At 68.0% G+C, this 19,338-nt stretch carries 19 protein-coding genes; 11 read left to right on the top strand and 8 right to left on the bottom strand.

Annotated features, from left to right (window positions below; translation table 11 throughout):
- Position 1 precedes the first annotated feature (1 nt).
- Both ACZ54P_RS15955 and ACZ54P_RS15950 read right to left on the bottom strand, forming a co-directional pair.
- Positions 2–1,789 (bottom strand): ABC transporter substrate-binding protein, encoded by a 1,788-nt coding sequence (locus tag ACZ54P_RS15955; protein WP_465462350.1) that lies wholly within the window; start codon positions 1,787–1,789, stop codon positions 2–4.
- A gap of 394 nt (positions 1,790–2,183) precedes the next feature.
- On the bottom strand, positions 2,184–3,974 hold the full coding sequence (locus ACZ54P_RS15950) for a hypothetical protein (protein WP_465462272.1): 1,791 nt from the start codon (positions 3,972–3,974) through the stop codon (positions 2,184–2,186).
- Positions 3,975–4,085: 111 nt separating this feature from the next.
- Here ACZ54P_RS15950 and ACZ54P_RS15945 point away from each other — a divergent pair, with 111 nt between their 5' ends.
- From ACZ54P_RS15945 to ACZ54P_RS15935, 3 genes are read left to right on the top strand one after another with little or no spacing between them, the layout of a single operon-like run.
- A complete protein-coding gene (locus tag ACZ54P_RS15945) occupies positions 4,086–4,448 on the top strand; it encodes a cupredoxin domain-containing protein (protein WP_465462271.1) in 363 nt (120 codons plus the stop codon).
- Positions 4,445–5,668 (top strand): hypothetical protein, encoded by a 1,224-nt coding sequence (locus tag ACZ54P_RS15940; RefSeq protein WP_465462270.1) that lies wholly within the window; start codon positions 4,445–4,447, stop codon positions 5,666–5,668. The genes ACZ54P_RS15945 and ACZ54P_RS15940 overlap by 4 nt, the downstream gene beginning before the upstream one ends.
- Complete coding sequence (locus tag ACZ54P_RS15935) at positions 5,665–5,811, top strand: hypothetical protein (protein ID WP_465462269.1); 147 nt, start codon at positions 5,665–5,667, stop codon at positions 5,809–5,811. Before ACZ54P_RS15940 ends, ACZ54P_RS15935 begins: the two co-directional genes overlap by 4 nt.
- Before the next feature lie 4 nt (positions 5,812–5,815).
- On the opposite strand, the gene ACZ54P_RS15930 is transcribed toward ACZ54P_RS15935, so the two are convergent.
- Positions 5,816–6,250 carry a VOC family protein gene (locus tag ACZ54P_RS15930; protein WP_465462268.1) on the bottom strand — a complete coding sequence of 145 codons (435 nt, stop codon included), beginning with the start codon at positions 6,248–6,250 and terminating at the stop codon, positions 5,816–5,818.
- Positions 6,251–6,274: 24 nt separating this feature from the next.
- Entirely contained in the window at positions 6,275–6,823 is a 549-nt protein-coding gene (locus ACZ54P_RS15925) for a TetR/AcrR family transcriptional regulator (RefSeq protein WP_465462267.1), read from the bottom strand.
- Between the two features lie 92 nt (positions 6,824–6,915).
- Between ACZ54P_RS15925 and ACZ54P_RS15920 the strand changes: the two genes are divergently transcribed.
- Positions 6,916–7,200 (top strand): antibiotic biosynthesis monooxygenase, encoded by a 285-nt coding sequence (locus ACZ54P_RS15920; protein ID WP_465462266.1) that lies wholly within the window; start codon positions 6,916–6,918, stop codon positions 7,198–7,200.
- Positions 7,197–7,775, top strand: a complete 579-nt coding sequence (locus ACZ54P_RS15915) for a DUF2867 domain-containing protein (RefSeq protein WP_465462265.1) — start codon at positions 7,197–7,199, stop codon at positions 7,773–7,775. The genes ACZ54P_RS15920 and ACZ54P_RS15915 overlap by 4 nt, the downstream gene beginning before the upstream one ends.
- 42 nt (positions 7,776–7,817) lie before the next feature.
- Here ACZ54P_RS15915 and ACZ54P_RS15910 read toward each other — a convergent pair whose 3' ends face one another.
- Positions 7,818–8,264 (bottom strand): winged helix-turn-helix transcriptional regulator, encoded by a 447-nt coding sequence (locus ACZ54P_RS15910; RefSeq protein WP_465462264.1) that lies wholly within the window; start codon positions 8,262–8,264, stop codon positions 7,818–7,820.
- An 88-nt stretch (positions 8,265–8,352) separates the two neighbouring features.
- On the opposite strand from ACZ54P_RS15910, the gene ACZ54P_RS15905 reads away from it, so the two are divergent.
- The gene (locus ACZ54P_RS15905; RefSeq protein ID WP_465462263.1) at positions 8,353–9,534 is read left to right on the top strand and encodes a thiolase family protein; all 1,182 of its coding nucleotides are present in this window, start codon (positions 8,353–8,355) and stop codon (positions 9,532–9,534) included.
- 109 nt (positions 9,535–9,643) lie between these two features.
- Positions 9,644–10,531, top strand: coding sequence for a sigma-70 family RNA polymerase sigma factor (locus ACZ54P_RS15900; RefSeq protein WP_465462262.1), 888 nt, complete (start codon positions 9,644–9,646; stop codon positions 10,529–10,531).
- A gap of 72 nt (positions 10,532–10,603) precedes the next feature.
- On the opposite strand, the gene ACZ54P_RS15895 is transcribed toward ACZ54P_RS15900, so the two are convergent.
- From ACZ54P_RS15895 to abc-f, 3 genes are all read right to left on the bottom strand, one after another.
- A complete protein-coding gene (locus ACZ54P_RS15895) occupies positions 10,604–11,683 on the bottom strand; it encodes a glycoside hydrolase family 5 protein (protein ID WP_465462261.1) in 1,080 nt (359 codons plus the stop codon).
- Between the two features lie 213 nt (positions 11,684–11,896).
- Positions 11,897–12,742, bottom strand: coding sequence for an LLM class flavin-dependent oxidoreductase (locus tag ACZ54P_RS15890; protein WP_465462260.1), 846 nt, complete (start codon positions 12,740–12,742; stop codon positions 11,897–11,899).
- A 90-nt stretch (positions 12,743–12,832) separates the two neighbouring features.
- Positions 12,833–14,461: a ribosomal protection-like ABC-F family protein gene (gene abc-f, locus ACZ54P_RS15885; RefSeq protein WP_465462259.1), complete on the bottom strand. Its 1,629-nt coding sequence runs from the start codon at positions 14,459–14,461 to the stop codon at positions 12,833–12,835.
- A 283-nt stretch (positions 14,462–14,744) separates the two neighbouring features.
- Between abc-f and ACZ54P_RS15880 the strand changes: the two genes are divergently transcribed.
- From ACZ54P_RS15880 to ACZ54P_RS15865, 4 genes are all read left to right on the top strand, one after another.
- Entirely contained in the window at positions 14,745–15,341 is a 597-nt protein-coding gene (locus tag ACZ54P_RS15880; protein WP_465462258.1) for an Rv1733c family protein, read from the top strand.
- A 42-nt stretch (positions 15,342–15,383) separates the two neighbouring features.
- Positions 15,384–16,211 carry a M55 family metallopeptidase gene (locus ACZ54P_RS15875; RefSeq protein ID WP_465462257.1) on the top strand — a complete coding sequence of 276 codons (828 nt, stop codon included), beginning with the start codon at positions 15,384–15,386 and terminating at the stop codon, positions 16,209–16,211.
- On the top strand, positions 16,204–17,499 hold the full coding sequence (locus ACZ54P_RS15870) for a M20/M25/M40 family metallo-hydrolase (protein WP_465462256.1): 1,296 nt from the start codon (positions 16,204–16,206) through the stop codon (positions 17,497–17,499). Before ACZ54P_RS15875 ends, ACZ54P_RS15870 begins: the two co-directional genes overlap by 8 nt.
- Before the next feature lie 245 nt (positions 17,500–17,744).
- On the top strand, positions 17,745–18,998 hold the full coding sequence (locus tag ACZ54P_RS15865; RefSeq protein ID WP_465462255.1) for an HNH endonuclease signature motif containing protein: 1,254 nt from the start codon (positions 17,745–17,747) through the stop codon (positions 18,996–18,998).
- Positions 18,999–19,338 lie beyond the last annotated feature (340 nt).

The raw sequence follows: 19,338 nt of genomic DNA, 5'->3' as shown, positions 1-19,338 counted from the left end.
TTTACTCCCGGTCTTCGGCGGACTTGCCGCGCCGTGCGAGCAGCACACCGCCGCCGACGAGCACCACGAGCACGACCGCGCCGATGCCGATCCACAGTCCGGTGTTGCTTCCGCTGTCCTCGCTGGTCGCGGCGGCGGCGTCGGCGGGGGTGGCGCCGTAGACGCCCCAGTAGCCGGACTGCTCGAGGATCGCGCCATCGGGCTGCGGCTGCTTGGTGAACGAGGCGAACTTGTCCGAGCGGTAGGCCTCGAGCACGTTGTCGTAGTCCAGGACGACGTCGACGTATTGCTTCGCCAGCACGGCCTGGGCCTGCTTGACGATCTCGGCGCGCTTGGCCGGGTCGAACTCGGTCAGCTGCTTCTTGTACAGCTCTTCGAACTGCGGGTCGCAGAAGAACGTGGCCGAGGTCCCACCGTTGCCCTGTGCGTTCGGGCGGGCGGCGCAGGTGTTGAGCGACAACGCGTAATCCGGGTCGGGCGAGGTGCCGTAACCGGAGATGGCGAGGTCGTAGTTGCCCGCGGTGGTGCGGTCGTCGAGTTCGTCGTCGGAGACGAGTTCCTGCTTGACGCCGATGCCGATGTCCTTGAGCCAACCGGAGACGAACTGGGCGGTCCGCTGGTCGAACGGGCGGTTCGCGTGGCCGGCGAGGCGGAACTCCAGCTTCGCGCCACCGGGGGCGACGCGGATGCCGTCGGCTCCCTTCGCGAAGCCCGCCTGGTCGAGTGTGGCGTTCGCGGCGGCGATGTCGAACTTGGTCTTCTCCGCGTCCGACGGTGTCCAGGTGTAGGCCTTGTAGATCGCGGGCACGACGCCGGTTCCGGGCTGGCCGTAGCCGCTCATCACCTTCTGGACGATCGACTCGGTGTCGATGGCCTGCGCGATCGCCTTGCGGACGCGGATGTCCTTCAGCAGCGGGTTGCCGTCACCGATCGGCTGGTCGAGGACGTTCTTCACCCCGAAGTTGATGATGAGCTCGTTGTACCGGCGGCCGGGTGCCTTGTTGGTGGTGATGTTCTTCTCGTTCTTGAGCGCGTCGAACTGCGTCGGCGTGAGCCGGTTGATGACGTCGACCTCGCCCTGCTTGAGCGCGTTCACCGCCGCCTCGGCGTCCTTGAACTGCAACAGCTGCAGTTCGTCGACCTTGGGCGCGCCACGCCAGTAGTCCTTGTTCGCCTTGAACTTCACGAACTCGTTCTTCTTGTACTCGGTCAGCAGGTACGGCCCGCTGCCGACGCCGACGACGGCCATCTCGTCCGTCGAAGGGGCGTTGAGGTCCTTGATCGGCTCCCAGATGTGCTTGGGCACGATCGGGACGTCGAGCGCGGTCATGCTCGCCTGCGGCGTCTTGGTCTTGATGACGAGCGTCTTGTCGTCCGGCGCCGACACCGACGCGAAGTTCGTGACGTAGCTGCCGTTCGCGGTGCGGGCGTTCTCGTCGTCGAGCATCCGCTGGAAGGTGTACGCGGGGTCCTGCGCGGTCACCGGTTTGCCGTCGGACCACTTCATCCCCTGGCGGATGGTGAAGGTCCAGGTGAGCTTGTCGTCGGACGTCGTCCATGACTCGGCGACGCCACCCGTCGGCTGCGTGTCCTCAGCCGACGGCAGGGTCAGGAACTCGTAGTTGAACCGGCCGACCTGCGTCGCCGCCGACAGTGTGGCGGTGAAGGGGTTCAGGTGGTCGATACCGGTCGTGAGCGCCACCCGCAGCACCTTGCCCTGCGGCTGTGCCGCCGCGACCGGCACGAAAGGCACCGTCGCGACCGCCGAAGCGGCAAGGACCGCGACCACGCGAAGACCGCGTCGTCGTCTGGGAAAACGCTCTGTGCGCACGAAGACCACCCCATCGAAATTCGCTGTGTGCCAACCCCCGAAGCGGAAAAGTAACCACATGTCGCGGTAACCGCGCAATGACTCGCCAATACCGATCGTGCACGGCGGATGTCGTCGCGTGGTCGACAGCTACTCAGTGTCCTACCTGAGTAGCTTTGAGTCACTGATTCGGCGCGTGAAGTGGGACCACGAGCAGTGTCCTGGGTATTCAAGGGAAGCCTGCTTGCAAAAGGCTTGCGCCCGATGATGCTCAATCGATACGTGGCGACCAAGTGCGAGCAAAGCGTTTCGTCCTCTGAATGCGGTAGTTGCGTGCGCAACTACCGCATTCAGAGGACGAAACGCGCGGGGTTCAGCCGACGGAGACCTCACGCCGCCGCGCGGTGGCGGCGGCCGCGTAGAGCCACGCGAACAGGGCCCACATCGCGGCGAAGATCAGCCCCACGACGGCGTAGGCGACCGTCCACAACACGGCGGGGGTCTCGGACTTCCGTTCCCGCTGCAGGAACTCGATCTCGGACATGAACGGGCGCGGACCGGACACCGCGTCGATCGACGGCGCGTTCGCGGCCGGGTCGGCGGGCGCGTAGATCGGGGCGAGCCCCATCATCCGGTTCGGAACGTGCACGCGGATCCCGGTCTTCCACTGGCCGAACACCGGCAGCGGCTGCGCCGTGCGGTACACGCCCTCGCCGATCTTCTCCAGTGGCGCGGTGAAGAAATCGCCGCCCTGCCAGGCGAAGCCGTTCAGCCAGACGGAGTCGTCGGCCAGGTCGGGCCGCGAGATCGTGACGGTCGCGGTTACCCATCGGGGCGTGCCGCCGCCGTGTGGATTGGAGATCGGCAACCCGGTGGTGGCCTCGGTCAGCCGGACGTCCGCGGTGAAGCCCGCTTCCGGGTCCTGCGGGACGGCGACCGACGACATCAGGGCGACCGCGCCCAGCGCTCCGACGAGCCCGATCGAGTGCCGGGGACCGGTCGCGGGCACCTGGGTCGCCGTCTCCTCCACCCGTTGGTACTGCCAGACACCGATGAACGCGCCCGCGAGCGCGGCGCCGGTCCCGAACAGCACGAACAACGGCAGATGGGCGGCGGGCCAGGGGTTCGGCATCAGCCACTGGGTGAACGCCGCCTCCGCGAGCATGCCGGCCGTCCCCACGAGCAGACCGGCGACGACGGCGAAGGAATAGCCCTGTCGGTTGCGCAGCACCAAGGCGACGACCTCGATGATCACCGCCTCGGCGAGGTAGGGCAGCAGCGACGCCACGTGCAGGTCGGCGAACAGCGGGATGACGGTGAACGACGCCCGCGAAGCAAGGAAGACCGCGACCACGATCAGCGCGCCACCGGGACCCCACGACAGCCGTCCGTAGGTCAGCGTCCAAGCGCCGATCAGCCCGACGAGCACGACCTGCGACAACATCGGGAATTGCGGCACGCCGAGGTCGAACTCCATCAGGAACGCCGACGCGCCCATCATCCAGGCGCCGGCGAGCACCGGCCCGAGCAGGCGCACGACCGGTCCGGTCGCCCCGACCTGGCGGGCCTCGCCGAGCAGCAACTGAAGACCGAGGACAACGCAGACGCCGCCCCCGATCATCAGCACGTGGGTGGGGCCCCATTCGGTGACGTCCTGACCGAACAGCCGGTGCCAGACGTCGTCGAGCGGGAAACCCGCGATGCCGACCAGACCGGTCGCCATCATCTGGATGGAGCCCATCGGGGCGCGCCAGTGCGGGCCGATACGGAAGGTGCGCTTCGGCAGGTCTTCGGTCGCCAGGGTCGCGCTGAGCACGCCGCTGGCGAAGATGCCCATCAGTCCGAAGTAGATCGGATAGTGCGACGGATTCGCGAGCGGGCCTTCGTCGCGGCCGAGTTCCATGTGGATCGGCACGTCCCAGTAGACGCCGATCAGCGCCGACATCCCGGAGAGGAACGCCACGACCATCGGCAGCGCGGCCCAGCGCGGCAGCCCGCTGAACTCACCCATCCAGTCGGCGACACGACCGGCGACGGTCCGCTTCCCCGCACGCTCGCGGAGAACGAAAAGGGCCAAGGGCAGGAAGACCGCGGTGAACATCAGGCCCGCGATGACGATCTGCCCGAATTGCGCTCCGCCGGCAGGCGGGCTCTCCTGAGCCATGAACACCGTGCTCGCCTTCCTGCTAACCTCAGTAACTGTTACCTTGGGGTAACACGATAGGGGCAAGGTTCCGGACAGGCAAGCCGGGGCGTACGACTTGGAGGGACCTCGATGCGGAGGATCGGCGGGATCTGCGGGATCACCGTGGCCGCACTGCTGGCCGTGACGGGCTGTTCGGGATCGGCCGAGAATCCGGCACAGGACACCGGCACCCGGACCGTGAAATTCTCGATCACCGAGGGCAAACGCACCGCGGGCCCGGAAGAGGTCGCGGTGCGCACCGGCGAAAACGTCGCACTGGAGGTCACCTCCGACCAGGTGGACGAACTGCACGTCCACGGCTACGACAAGGCCGCCCAGCTCTCCCCCGGCATTCCGGGGACCGTCGCCTTCACCGCGAACATCGACGGGATCTTCGAGGTGGAACTGCACAAGAGCGGCGCGGCGGTGACCAAGCTCCGGGTGAGCGGATGATCCTCGCGCACGGTCTCGGCGGCCGGTCCGATCTGCCGGTCCCGCTGTGGCTCGCGCTCTACGCGGGAGCGGCGGCCGTCGTGGTCTCCTTCTTCGCACTCACCGTGCTTTGGAAGGAGCCCAAACTTCGCGGCGCCGACGCCGGTCGCGCGCTTCCCCTTGGCCTGCAACGGTTCATCGACAGCGCGTTCCTCCGGGTGGCATCGCGGGCGCTCGGCGTGGTGCTGTTCGCGGGCTTTCTCACGATGGCGTGGGCCGGCCCCGCCAGTTCGGCCGACAACCCCGCCCCGGCCTGGTTCTACGTCTGGTTCTGGGTCGGCCTGGTGCCGCTTTCACTGGTGTGCGGCCCGGTTTGGCGGCGGCTCAATCCACTGAGGACGATCGCGTCGCTGATTCCCGTCCGGCAACGCGAACTTCCGTCCCGGTGGGGTTATCTCCCCGCGATCGTCGGCCTCTTGGCGTTTCTTTGGCTGGAACTGGTCTTTCCCCACTCCGACTCGCCGCGCGCGATCGCCTTGTTCGGCACCGTGTATGCCGTTATACATATTGCGCTCGGCGTGGTGTTCGGTCCGCGCTGGTTCGACCGCGGCGACGCTTTCGAGGTCTACGCGCGCCTCATCGCGGGTCTCTCCCCCTTCGGAAGGCGAGCCGACGGGCGGCTCGTGCTCCGGAATCCGCTGGACGGGTTGCTCACCCTCTCCCCCTCGCCCTGGCTGACCGCCCTGGTTCTCGTGGTGCTGGGCTCGACGGCGTTCGACGGTCTGACCCGGCTCCCCTTCTGGACGTCGCTGGACGCCGGCGTCCTCGGTGGTACTGCCGGGCTCGCGGCCTGTATCGCGCTCACCTACGGCGCCTACGCGGGCGCCATCAGCCTGACCAGGCCCTATCTGCGCCGCGGATTCGACCCGTATCCCGCGTTCGCGCCGTCCTTGATCCCGATCATGGTCGGGTACACGGTCGCGCATTACTTCTCGTTCGCGGTGTTCTCCGGGCAGCAGGGCTTCGGCCGCGCGATCGATTACACGGTCGTCTCGACGGGCGTGATCGCGCTGGTGCAGATCGCCGGAATCGTCGCCGGGCACGTGCTGGCCGTAACCTCGGCACATGATCGTTCCGTCGGCGTGCTGCGCGCGAACTACGTCAAGGTGGGCCAATACCCCATGCTGGCACTGATGATCGGCTACACCGCACTCGGGATCGCGCTGGTCTCCGGCTCATGACCATCGCGGCGCGGGTGATGATGATGCACCAGGGCGGCTGGGACGAGATCCTCATCTTCGTCGGCCCCGTGGCGATCATCGGGTTGCTCATCCACGTGGCGCGCAAACAGGTCCCGACGACTCCCGAAGAGGACGACGAGTAGCGAGTCAGTCGAGGCAGAACTCGTTGCCCTCGATGTCCTGCATCACGATGCACGATTCGTTCTCGTCATCCGCCAGCATCACCCGCTCGCGAACCGCGCCGAGCGCGATCAGCCGGTCGGCCTCGGCCTGAAGGGTGGCGAGGCGCTCGTCACCCACGAGCCCGGTGCCCGCCCGCACGCAGAGATGCACCCGGTTCTTGACGACCTTGCCTTCGGGCACCCGCTGGAAATACAGCCGCGGGCCCACCCCGGTGGGATCGCTGCAGACGAACGACTGGCCCTGTTCCTCGGACGGAAGGGTGCGCGTGAACTCGTCCCAGGTGGCGAAGCCCTCCGGCGGCGGTGGCACGACATAACCCAGCACCTCGCACCAGAAACGCGCGACCCGCTCGGGGTCCGCGCAGTCGAAGGTGACCTGAAACTGTTTGACCGACGGCATTCACCCACCCTAGTGGCGCGCGTACTAGTCCTTGAGCAGCAGGGTCCCGGCGAGTTCGGTGACCTCGTCGCGGCTGCGACCACGGTGATCGGCGGCCATGAAGTGCTTGCCGACGAGCAGCGAGAACGCCAGCAGGCAACGGGCTTCGACCTCGTCCTCGTCGGTGAAGATCTGGCGCATCAGGGAACGCAGGTAGTCCATCCGCTGGTTGTCGACCCGCCTGAGCCGTTCGGCGACGCCGGGATCGCGACGGGACCAGTCGCGGATGGCGAGGTCGACCGCCAGGACACGCTCGGTGACGAGCATGCCCGCCCGCCGGATCTTCGCCTTGGCGTCGCCGCCCTCGCGCTCGACGCTCGCGATCAGCTCGCCGGTGCTCATCCGTTCCCAGGTGGCGAGCATTTCCTCGATCAGCGCGCCGCGGTCGGCGAAATGCCCGTAGAAGCCGCCTTTGGTGACTCCCAGCGTCTTCGCGAGCGCCTCGACGCGGACGGCGCCAGGACCCCCGGCGGCTAGCGCGCGCAGCCCCGCGTCGATCCACGCTTGCGGCGGTGTCCGGGTCTCTGCGGCCATGCGATCACCGTATCTCCCATCACGCCGTCACCACCACAGCGATATATACGCTACCGTATAGATGGCGGAACGCACTGGGAGGAATCAAATACATGACTGTCGGCTTCGTAGCCACGCACTACCCGCACACCGACCATCACGACGCCTTCGTCTCGCGGGTCCAGCGGGTCGCCGAGGTGCTGCGCTCCACGCCGGGCTGCCTCGCCGCCGAATGCTGGGTCACCGCCGCCGGCGACGCCGTGGTGTCGATCGCGCGCTGGGAATCCGAAGCGGCACAGGCCGCTTCGATGCGAGCACTGGGAGCGGCCGATGTGGACGTCGCCTTCGACGACCGCGAGGTCAGCCCCCGCGAGATCGTCCAGCTGGTGTCGGCATGAAACTCGCGAACACGGCCCACACCACGCACGCTTGGCGAATCCACGAGATCGCCGGGGACTTCGAACTCGAGGACGTCTGGGCACTGGGCACCCCCGGCGGCCCCGACGACTTCCCCAAGCTGGTCAAGCAGTTCGCGTCGGGGAACTTCCCGGACGGCGCCCCGGCGATCGTCCGCGCGCTGTGGTCGCTGCGATGGAAGCTGGGCACGCTGTTCCGGCTGGACAAACGGGAATCCGGTCTCGACACCCGGGTCGGCTCACTCCGCGACCGGCTGCCGGAAGACCTCCGCGACACCCCCACCGGCCCCGACGAAGACTGGCTGCCGTTCACCCCGGTCTACCGGCTGGACGACGAATTCGCCGCGGAGATGGCGAACCGGACCATGCACGGCGTTCTGCATCTCGCGTGGGTCGAGGACGGGCCGGGGCGCTATCGCGGTCAGCTGGCGGTGCTCGTCAGACCCAACGGCCGGTTCGGCCGGGCGTACATGGGGTTCATCAAGCCGTTCCGCTACCTGTTCGTCTATCCCGCGCTGATGCGCATGATCGAACGGGAGTGGAAGGCTCGCTCCTAAAGCCTCGTGAGTGGTAATGACGGTTAGAACCGTCATTACCACTCACGAGGCCCGGACGCGCCGCGTACTCCGCACCAACGTCATGTCCTTCTCCCGCACCGGTTCGTGGCAGTGCGCGCACACCGTCTCCGGTGCGAGTTCCTCCCCGCACACGTGCCGCCACACCGTCGGCGGCGGCCCTTCCGTGACGTACTTGTCGCCCCACGCCATGAGGTTCAGCAGCACGTGGTTGAGCGCGTGCCCCGCCTCGGTGAGCACGTACTCGTACCGCGGCGGATGCTCCTCGTAGAGCCGTTTCTCGAGGATTCCCGTCTCGACGAGTTTGCGCAGCCGGACGGTCAGGATGTCCCGGCTCGCCCCGGTGTTGCGGACGATCTGGTCGAATTTCCGCGCCCCGAAGAACACTTCGCGCAGTGCGAGCAGGCTCCAGCGCTCCCCGATCACCTCCATCGCGTTGGCGATCGAGCAGTCCCTCGGTCCTTCGGTCATGCGGCCAGCGTAAACCCAGTGAGTCTTGATTTCCAACCCACTCGGTGCCACAGTGAGTTGGAAATCCCAACTCGCCAAGGAGGCAGCCGTGCACGACGCGGTCATCGTGGACGCCGTCCGCACCCCGATCGGCAAGGGCAAGCCCGGCGGTGCCCTGCACGAGATCCACCCCGTCCAATTGCTGGCTCACACCCTGCGAGCGCTCGTCGAACGCAACGGGCTCGATCCGACGCTGATCGACGACGTCATCGGCGGCGCGGTCGACCAGGTCGGCGAACAGGCCCAGAACGTCACGCGGTGGGCGGCGCTCGCCGCCGGGCTGCCCGAGACCGTGCCCGCGACCACCGTCGACCGGCAGTGCGGGAGCAGCCAGCAAGCCGTCCACTTCGCCGCGCAAGGCGTGCTGGCCGGCGCCTACGACGTCGTCATCGCCTGTGGTGTCGAGTCCATGAGCCGCGTCCCGATGTGGTCGAACGTGCTGCCCGGTACCGATCCTCTCGGCCCCGGCGTCGCCGAGCGCTATCCGGAAGGCCTGGTACCGCAAGGGATCAGCGCCGAACTCATCGCCGCGAAATGGTCACTCAGCCGCGAGGCGATGGACGAGTTCGCCGTGTCATCGCACCGGAAGGCGGCCCGCGCGCACGAGCTCGGCCGGTTCGCGAGTCAGCTCGTGCCGATCGAGACCCCGTCCGGCGTGGTCTCCACCGACGAGTCCGTCCGGCCCCGCACCGACCTGGAAACGCTCGCCAAGCTGGGACCGGCGTTCCATGATCCGGCCGTGGCCGCGCGGTTCCCGCAGATCGACTGGTCGGTGACCGCGGGCAACAGCAGCCCGATCAACGACGGCGCCTCCGCCGCCCTGATCACCTCCAGCGAGACCGCCGCCCGGCTGGGTCTGCGGCCCCGCGCCCGGCTCCACAGTTTCGCCGTCACCGGCTCCGATCCCCTGCTCATGCTCACCGGTGTCATCCCGGCGACGGAGAAGGTGCTGCGGCGCGCGGGCCTGCGCCTGGCGGACATCGACCTGTTCGAGATCAACGAGGCGTTCGCCAGCGTCGTATTGGCTTGGCAGCAGGAAACCGGGGCCGATCCGGCCAAGGTCAACGTCCATGGCGGCGCGATCGCCCTGGGCCATCCGCTCGGCGCGAGCGGCACCCGGCTGATGGGCACCCTGGTCAACGCCCTGCACCACCACGGCGCCCGCTACGGCCTGCAGGCGATGTGCGAAGGCGGCGGCCAGGCCAACGCGACCATCGTGGAGGCGTTGTGACCGACCGGCCTCCCCGGAATTCGGCCGGCACAATCCCGATGAGGCCCTGTCACATCCCCGGTCCCCCATCCGTCAGGGTTACGACGGACAGGCGAGAAGGATGGGGACCGTGGAAGAACACGACTGGCTGGCGCGGCGCTTCGAAGGGCACCGGACGCATCTGAGGGCGGTGGCGTACCGGATGCTCGGTTCGCTGAACGAAGCGGACGACGCCGTGCAGGAGGCCTGGTTGCGGCTCAGCCGGGACGGCGGCGAGGACGTCGACAACCTCGGCGGCTGGCTGACCACCGTAGTCGGCCGGATCTGCCTCGACATGCTGCGCTCGCGCAAGTCGCGGCACGAGGACCCGGTGGGCGCGCAGCTTCCCGACCCGATCATCGGCCGCGAGGGCGGGATCGACCCGGAACACGAGATCCTGCTGGCGGACTCGGTCGGGCTCGCACTCCTCGTCGTGCTCGACACCCTGGATCCGGCCGAACGTCTCGCGTTCGTGCTGCACGACATGTTCGCCCTGCCGTTCGACGAGATCGCGCCGATCGTCGGCCGGTCACCGGGCGCGACCAGACAGCTGGCCAGCCGCGCCCGCCGCCGTCTGCAGGGCTCGCCGACCGTCCCCGACTCGGACCTGAACCGTCAGCGGGAAGTCGTGGACGCGTTCTTCGCCGCCGCGCGCGACGGCGACTTCGATGCCCTGGTCTCCGTGCTCGACCCGGACGTCCTGCTCCGCGCGGAGGGTGGCGCGGCGCCGGCCGGGACTTCGCGTTCCCTGCGCGGGGCGGCCATGGTCGCGAACCAGGCGCTCATGTTCCGGCAGACGGGCATCGGCGCGGTTCCGCGGCCCGTGCTGGTCAACGGCGCGGCAGGCATGCTCGTCACCAAGGACGGCGTGCCGCAGACACTCTTCGCCTTCACCGTCGTGGACGGCAAGATCGCGGAGATCGACATCCTCGCCGACCCGGACCGGCTCGCTTCGCTCGACTTCGAGCCGCTCGGCTGAAGTGTCATGAGGGGTCCCCATCGGACACTTTTCGTCCGATGGGGACCCCTCATTACACGCGCGCTGCCGGGATCAGGAGGTCGGGAAGTTGTCCGCGGTGCGGATGCGGTCCCGGATCCAGACACCGGCGGGCTTCAGCGGAGCCGTGCCGGTGAACGAGGAGCCCGAGCAGGTGCCCGGCTTGAACACCGCGCCCGAACGGCTGTCGTCGGAGAAGTTCCAGTTGGTCCAGCTGATCTTCTTCGACGCCAGGAAGTCCAGGTACTTCTGGGAGTTGGTGAAGTCGTTGCCACCGTCACCGCTGGCGGTCTGGGTGCCGAATTCGGTCACGAACAGCGGGATCTTGCTCGCGGCGCGGGTCAGGGCGTTGAAGTACTCGGTTTTGTGCGACGCCGCGTAGAAGTGGAATGTGTACATGAAGTTGGTGGCGCGCACGGGGTTGTTGACGATGTCGGTCTCGTCGCGGCCGTCGGAGATGCCGAGCGAGCCCCAACCGTGGGTGCCCACGAGCACGACGCCGTCGGAGTCCTGCGCGCGGATGACCGGGATCATCTGCTCCGCGTAGCTGCGGACGCGGTCCCAGCTGACGTTGTTGGGCTCGTTGGCGATGTCGTAGATGATGTTGGTCTTGTCCTTGTGCCGCTGGGCGATCTCGGTGAAGAACGTCTTCGCGCGGCTGAGGTTGGCGTTCGGGTCACCGGGGGTGAGCTGGTGCCAGTCGACCAGGGCGTACATCCCGCGTTTGGTGGCTTCTTCGATGTAGGAGTGCACCATGTCGGTGAACTTGCGCGGGTTGGTCTCGTAGCCGCCTTCCTGGATGTACATCGAGATCCGGAGGACGTCGGCCTTCCAGTCGTTGGCCAGCGCGTCGAGCGACGCGGCCTTCACACATTGGCTGTACCACTGGATTCCGTGGGTGCTCATGCCACGCAGCTGGATCGGCTTGCCCGCGGAGTTGCAGAGCTGGAGGCCGCAGACCTTCAGCTGTCCGTTGACCGCGGCAGGGCTGCCCGGCGGCAGTGCGGCGGCTGCCTGCGTTGCGGGTTCTCCCGCGGTCTCGGTCGCCATCGACGTGCTCGCGGCGGCGACCGGGGCCAGCAGTCCGGCGGTCAGTGCGGCCGTCACCCGGAGACGGATCTTGTCCCAACGCATTCGGCTTCTCCTCTCGCGTCGGCGGCACCGGCGTTGGCGCACCGACGGTCAGGGCGGCGGAATTAGATAGGAAACCTTCCTTACTATTGGAAGGTAAAGGAGAGATTACCCACGCGATCGACGCACGGTCAAGACTTCACCACCGACGGTTTCAGCGTGCCGAGGGTTCACGGAGCCCGCGACACTCGGCGGACCATTAAGGACAGTGGGTGGTCACCACCGTGGCGGGCCGGCGTCCACGATCTTCTGCGAGAGCTCCAGCGGATCGAGGTGCATCAGCGATTCCATCCACCACGTCATCCCGGCCCGCGCCAGCGCGGGAAGGTCCACCTTGATCGGCTCCCCCCACGCGAGACTCGCGTTGCCGGCGACCGCGACGTCGAACGGCCGTCCCGGTTCCAGTCCGGCCATGCCGAGCGCGCGGTGGGTGTCGGCGATCTCTTCGGCCGTCGGCGTGTGGTCCTCGGGGTTGGGGAAGATCCCGTCGCACAGCGCCGCCCGCCGGACGACTCGCGGATTGTCGGTGGAGCTCGCCACCCAGATCGGGATCGGATGCGGCTCGGGCGGCGACTCGGCCAGCGCCACCTGATAGTGCGCACCGTCGTGGTCGAACCGCCTGCCGGACCAGATCGCGCGGATGACGTCGAGGCCTTCGTCGAACATCGCCGACCGGGTCAGCAGGTCGGTCTGCTCGCCGAACCGGCTGAAGTCGCCGGATTCGTCCGAACCGAGACCCGTGCCGAGGATCAGCCGCCCGCCCGAAAGCCTGCTGACCGTCGACGCGTGCCGCGCGACCACCCACGGACGGCGTCGCGCGGGCGGGGTGATCATCGGCCCGAACCGCAGCGTGGTGGTGGCGTGCGCGATCGCGCCGAGCGTCGTCCACGGATCAGCGATGGGCATCGTGTCCGCGACGACGTGGTCCCACAGAAAGAAGCCGTCCCAGCCCGCCGCCTCCGCGCGGACCGCGAGGTCCACGAGCACCGCGGGCTCGCCGAACGGGCCGAAAGGTGGCAAGTAGACGGCATGGCGAACCGTGCTGCCGGTCAAGTCGATCATCCCCCCAACGTCATCGCGTCGGGGAAGGTTACGCCGGGTGCTCGCCCCGGTGTTCACCGTCTCACTATGCGCGACACTTCCGCGGCCACATCAGACCGCGACCGATTCGGGGGCCAGCTCGAGTCGCCTGCCTTCGAACGTCCGCCGCATCCGCCGGTCGTGGGTGACGACGACGAGAGCGCCGGTGTACCGCTCGAGCGCCTGCTCCATCTCCTCCACCAGATCCGGGGCGAGGTGGTTGGTCGGCTCGTCGAGCAGCAGCAGGTCGGTACCGGCCGTCACCAGCCGTGCCAGCTCCAGCCTGCGCCGCTGCCCGACCGACAGGTCCCGGACCGGCTTCCGCAGATCCGGCGCCCGGAACAGGCCCAGTGACAGCAACGTCTCCGCGGCTTCTTCCTCGTCACCGTCCGCCGTGAACACCTGCAGCACTGTCCGCGCGTCACCCGCGAGGCCGCCGTTCTGCCGCAGGAACCCGATCCGGCCCGCGCGCTCCGCCGACCCGGTCGACGGCGTCAGCTCACCGGCGAGCACCCGCATGAGGGTGGTCTTGCCCGCCCCGTTGGGACCGGTCACGAGTACCCGTTCACCGGGCCGCACGCACAGCGACGTCCGCGGCAACCGGCCTGCCACCGACACGTCCTCCACCCTGACCACGGGCCGACCGGCCTCCACCTCCCCGGCGGCGATCCGCGCGGTGAACCGCAGTGGCCGCGGCGGACGCGGAACCGGATCGGCTTCGAGCCGCTGGATCCGCTCGCGGGCCGCCCGGATCCGGCTCATCGCCCCGTGTGCCCGGGAGCGGGCACGGAAGGCGCCTGCCCCGCTGAAGGCCGCCGGGGCCTTGCGCGGGATCGCCGAGAACCGGTCGATGTTGGCGTCCGCCAGCGCCTCGTGCCGGGCCTTCTCCAGCCGCCACTCCTCGTATTCCCGGACCCACCTTGCCCGCGCCGCCTCCTTCGCCGCGAGATAACCCGCGTAGCCGTCACCGTGCCGGTGCACGGTCCGGCGGTCGGCGTCGACCTCGAGGATCGTGGTGGTGACGCGGCTGAGGAACATCCGGTCGTGGGTGATCGCGACGAGTCTGCCGCGATGCCCGCGGAGGTGGTTCTCCAGCCAGGCGACGGCTTCGTCGTCGAGATCGTTGGTGGGCTCGTCCAGCAACAGCAGTTCGGGTGCCGCCGCCAGCGTGGCGGCCAGCGCCAGCCGGGACCGCTGCCCGCCGGACAGCGTGCCCAGCGCCCGGCCGCGGTCGAGGCCCGGCTGTCCGAGTCCGTGCAGCGCCACCTCCACCCTGACGTCGGCTTCATAGCCGCCGCGGGCCTCGTACGCGGCGGTGAGATCGCCGTAGGCGGCCAGGTCTTCAGCGGTTTCCAGTGACGCCTCGGCCGCCCGCAGCCGGGATTCGAGCTCCCGGATGTCGGCCAGCGCGAGGTCGATCGCCTCTCCTACCGTGGCGGTGTCGGGCAGCTCCAGCGTCTGCGGGAGATAGCCGATCCCACCTGGGGCGGAGACGGTCACCGTGCCGTTGCCCGCCTTCTCGCGGCCGGCGATCAGCCTCAGCAACGTGGATTTACCGGAGCCGTTGTCGCCGATGACACCGGCCTTCTCCCCCGGTTTGACGGTGAAGCCGACCTGGTCCAGCACGACGTGGTCGTCGAAACGTTTGGTGACACCGGAGAGCACGAGTTGTGTTCCGGGATTTTGACACGGGGTACGCATAAGGGCGTCCTCCTGGATTCTCGGAAGGAAGAAGAGCGCGCGGAAGGACGCGGCCCGGCGGAGCGAAGGCTCTACGCCAGGGCCGCGTCGAAGGCGAGAATCACAGGAAGGACAAAGTTCCCATGGCCACGACGGTAGCCGGGGAGCGCGGACGGGCAAAACGAATAATGGCTGTGCATCGCTTCACAGAGTGGTCTGTGTCCCGATACCGCGACAACGATGCGCCGGTGACCGACAATCGGCCACGGAGGGTTTCCGTGTCCTGGAGGAAATGGGGTTGCTCGTGCACGGGTCAAGCGGTCCGATCGCCCGGTTCCGGCGGCGGCTCTTTCCCGGCCACAACTCGCTCGCACGTGTCTCGGACCGCGTCGAAGCCCTGCTCCTGAAGCTCATCATCCTCGCCTCGGTCCTCGCCATCCCCGTCGCGGCCGCCGTCGGCTCGGCCAATCACGACCGACAGGTGGCCGAGGCCGCCGCCGCCGCGACCGGCCGCCAGGCCACCACGGCGTACCTGCTGAAAGCCGCGCCCGTCCGCATCGTCGACAGCGAGAGCGTCGGGACCGTCGACGCCACCACCGAGGCCGCCTGGACCGACTCGCGAGGGGTCCGGCACACCGGCGGCGTCCTCGCCACACCCGGCAGCCCCGCCGGATCGCCGGTGCCGATCTGGATCGACGCCCGCGGTGCCCTCACCTCCGCCCCGAAGACCGCGTCCACGGCCGTGTTCGATTCCGTGCTCGTCGGCCTCTGGCTCTGGTTCGCGGTGGTCGCCACGCTCGTCCTCCTCCACCGGGTCCTGCGGCTGATACTGGACCGGCACCGGGCCGCGGCCTGGGAGCGTGCGTGGGCGGTCTATTCGCGTTCCGGTTCCTGGCCCTGATCCCGGCGGCGAAGGCAAAGCGCCTCGGCTAGGGTGCCCGGCATGCGCATCATGATCTCGGCGGACATGGAGGGCGCCACCGGCGTCACCTGGACCGAGGACGTCATCCCCGGAACCGAACAGTGGCAACGTTTCCGGCGCCTGTTCACCGGTGACGTCAACGCGACCATCGCCGGCCTGTTCGACGCGGGCGCCACCGACGTACTGGTCAACGAGGCGCATTCGTCCCAGCGGAATCTTCTGCTCGAAGACCTCGACGGCCGGGCGCGCATGCTCACCGGCAGGCACAAGCCGCTCTCGATGATGCAAGGGATCGACACCGGCGTGGACGGGGTCGTCTTCCTCGGCTATCACGCCGGCGCCGGCTTCGACGGCGTCCTCTCCCACACCTACTTAGAGAACCAGATTACCGGTGTGTGGCTCGACGACGTCCCCGCCAGCGAAGGCAGGCTCAACGCCGCGATGGCGGCCGAGTACGGCGTCCCGGTGCTGGTCGTCTCCGGTGACGACAAGGCCTGCGACGACGCCCAGGACTACGCGCCCGAGGCGGAACTGGTCAGGGTGAAGGAGTGCGTCAGCCGCTACGCCGCGATCTGTCTCCCGCCCGCGAGGACCGCGGAGCTGCTGACCTCGGCCGCGACGGACTCGATGAACCGGGCGGGCAGGGTCGAGCGGTACACCACTGGCCACCGGATCGAGGTCGAGTTCGACGCGAGTCATCTCGCGCAGGCCGCGGCGGTGATCCCGACGGTGGAACAGATCGGCGTCCGGCGAGTCGGCTTCGACGCGCCGGACATGACAGAAGCGATGAAGGCGTTCAAGATCGTCACGGCGATCGCGGCCGGAGCGGTGCAGGGTATCTATGGCTGAGCTGGATGTTGTCGAGGTTTGTTCGCGGTTGATCCGGTTCGACACCACGAACCGCGGTAGCGGGGACTCCGAGGGCGAGCGGGAAGCGGCCGAGTACGTCGCGTCGCTGCTGTCAGGGATCGGGATCGGCTCGAAGATCATCGAGTCCGCGCCCCGGCGCGCGAACGTGATCGCCCGGGTCCCGGGCACCGACCCGAACCTGCCCGCGCTGCTCGTACAAGGGCATCTCGACGTCGTCCCGGCCGACGCCGCCGACTGGTCGGTGGACCCGTTCTCGGGCGAAGTGCGCGACGGATTCCTCTGGGGCCGCGGCGCGGTCGACATGAAGGACTTCTGCGCGATGGTGCTCGCCGCCCTCGCCACCGGTGCGCGCCCGCGCCGAGACCTCGTCCTGGCGTTCGTCGCCGACGAGGAGGACAAGGGCGAGTACGGCGCGCACTGGCTCGCCGCGACGCACCGGTACCTGTTCGACGGCTGCGCGGCCGCGATCAGCGAGTCCGGCGCCTACACCTACCACGTCCCCGCCGCCGACGGCCGGACCGTGCGACTCTATCCGGTGGCCACGGCCGAACGCGGCACCGCGCACCTGCGGCTGACCGCCAAGGGACGGGCAGGGCACGGATCGCGCCCCAACGACGAGAACGCGGTCACCCGCTTGATCACCGCGCTCGGCAAAATCGCCGCGCACCGCTGGCCGGTCCAGCTCACCCCGACGGTGCAAGCGTTCCTGGAACGCACCGGGGAGGCGCTCGGCGTCCCGGTCGATCTGTCCGATGTGGACGGAACGATCGCGCGGCTGGGCCCCGCCGGGGCGCTGGTGGTGCCGACCGTCCGCAACAGCACGACCCCGACCATGCTCGACGCCGGCTACAAGGTGAACGTGATCCCGAGTTCGGCCGAGGCGCAGGTGGACATCCGCGTACTGCCCGGTGCGGAACCCGCCCTGTTCGCCGAGATCGACGCGATGCTCGGCGAGGGCGTCACCCGTGAGTTCGTCGCGCACCAGCCACCGGTGCAGGCCCCGGTGGATTCGCCGTGGTTCGACGCCATGGCGGCCGCACTGCGGTCGGAGGACCCCGAAGCGGTCGTAGTCCCTTACTGCATGGGCGGCGGAACGGACGCGAAGGCGTTCAGCCCACTCGGGATCGACTGCTACGGCTTCGCGCCTTTGTGGCTGCCGGAAGGTTTTCCGTACCGCGCGATGGCTCATGGGGTCGACGAGCGTGTCCCGGTCGAGGGGTTGCGGTTCGGCACGCGGGTGCTGCGGCACTTCCTGGAGAACTGCTGACGCGGGACGGTGTTGGGCGGCGGTCGTGAGTGGCGATTCGGGTTAGAACACGAAACGCCACTCACGACCGCCTTAGCGCGCCCCACGGAAAGCCTCGCAGCGAAGGCGCCTACGCGTCCTATAAGTTTGTTGCTCCGCGCAGTTGTTTGGCCGCAGCTTGACCTCTATCGGGTGAAATGAGCGGCGGCTGATCGCTACGCAAATCGGGCTAGCACATGTGTTCGGTATTCGGTATTCTTGAGGTTGTGGCCAGCGAAAACAGTCCTCAAGTGCGCTCCGAGTGGTGGCGTGCCGATACTGCGACGCTGCACGCCCGCAAACAGGAAATCGAGGTTCTGAAGCGGCAATTGAATGCGGAGCAGTACGCGATCCTGGCGGAAATCAATAACCGGGGTGTCCGTGGATGTTCCGGTCATTCGACGTTGTCGGCGCTGATTTTCGAAGACTTTCATGTCACGGAGAAGGAAGCTGGCGTCCGTGCTGACCGGGTGCTGGCGTTGCATTCCGGGGTGGTGGTGGGTGGCGAGGTCGTGCCACCGCTGGCGCCCTTGACCGCCGAAGCCGCCGCGGAGGGCGCGATCGGCGGCAGTCAGATCGACGCGATCATCCGCACCCTCGCCCGCATCCCCTCCACCGTCCCGGAAGAAGACGTACGAGGCGGGGAGAAAATCCTCGTCGAGCTGGCTCGCCGGGCCGGGCCTCGGCAGATCGCCCGCGCCGGGCGACGACTCCTGGACAAGCTGGACCCTGATGGGAAAGAGCCGCGCAACGAGGACCCGAAAGACGTGCGGCCGGAGTTGCGGTTCGTCACACACCGTGACGGCACCCTCTGCCTCACAGCCACCCTCGATCTGGAGACGTATGCGCGGTTGAAGTCCGACCTCGACCCGATGGCGAAACCCCACAAAGCCATCGACGGGGTCCGCGACTCTCGTACCCCAGACGAACGCTACGGGGATGCCTTCACCGACTACGTGCGGTTGAAGACCACCAGCCGGAACCTCCCCGGACAGGCCGGGGAAGCCACCCACATCCTGATCACCATGTCGTATGAGGACCTGATCAGCGATCTCGGCGAGGCGCACCTGGATCTGGTCGGGCCGATCAATGCCACCGACGCGCGGATCTTGGCCTGTGACGCCCGCGTTCGGCCTGGTGTTCTCGGTACTGCTGGTGAACCGTTGGACATCGGCCGATCCAAACGGACAGTGTCGTTGGCCCAGAAGTACGCCTTGACCATCCGCGATGGCGGCTGCGCGTTTCCCGGCTGCGATATGCCGGTGCCGCGCTGCACCGCACACCACATTGTTTTCTGGCGACATCATGGTGAGACGAAGATCGACAATCTCGTCCTGCTGTGCACCAAACACCACCGGCTGATCCACCACAGCCAATGGAAAGTCCAAATCGCCCAAGACGGACTACCCGAATTCACCCCACCCACCTACCTCGACCCCACCGGGACCCCGAGACGCAACACCATGCACCTCAGGACATAGACCGACGCACCGATCGCGAGAGGTGCCATGGCTTCAACGTGCCGATTCCACCATCGTCACGGGTCCGTCCCTGCCACTCGCGGGACACCACACGCCCCGAAGCCGCTTTCGCGACACACCACCTTTGCTCACCCCTCAATAGACCGACCCCGCAGGAGAGGATAAGTCCTGCCTTCCGCCAGCTGCCCCCGGCTACATTCGCGGGTTCTCGGCGGGTCGTGAGTGGCGATTCGGGTTAGAACACGAAACGCCACTCACGACCCACCCGCGGGCGCGATCACCGCAACCACAAGCATCTGCCCGCACGCGTCATCCGAATTTCATGAAGCCCGCTTAGCGT

This window comes from Amycolatopsis sp. NPDC034160, from assembly GCF_055575355.1.
Note: the sequence above shows the minus strand (reverse complement) of the source record. Positions and strands in the feature narration are given on the sequence as shown.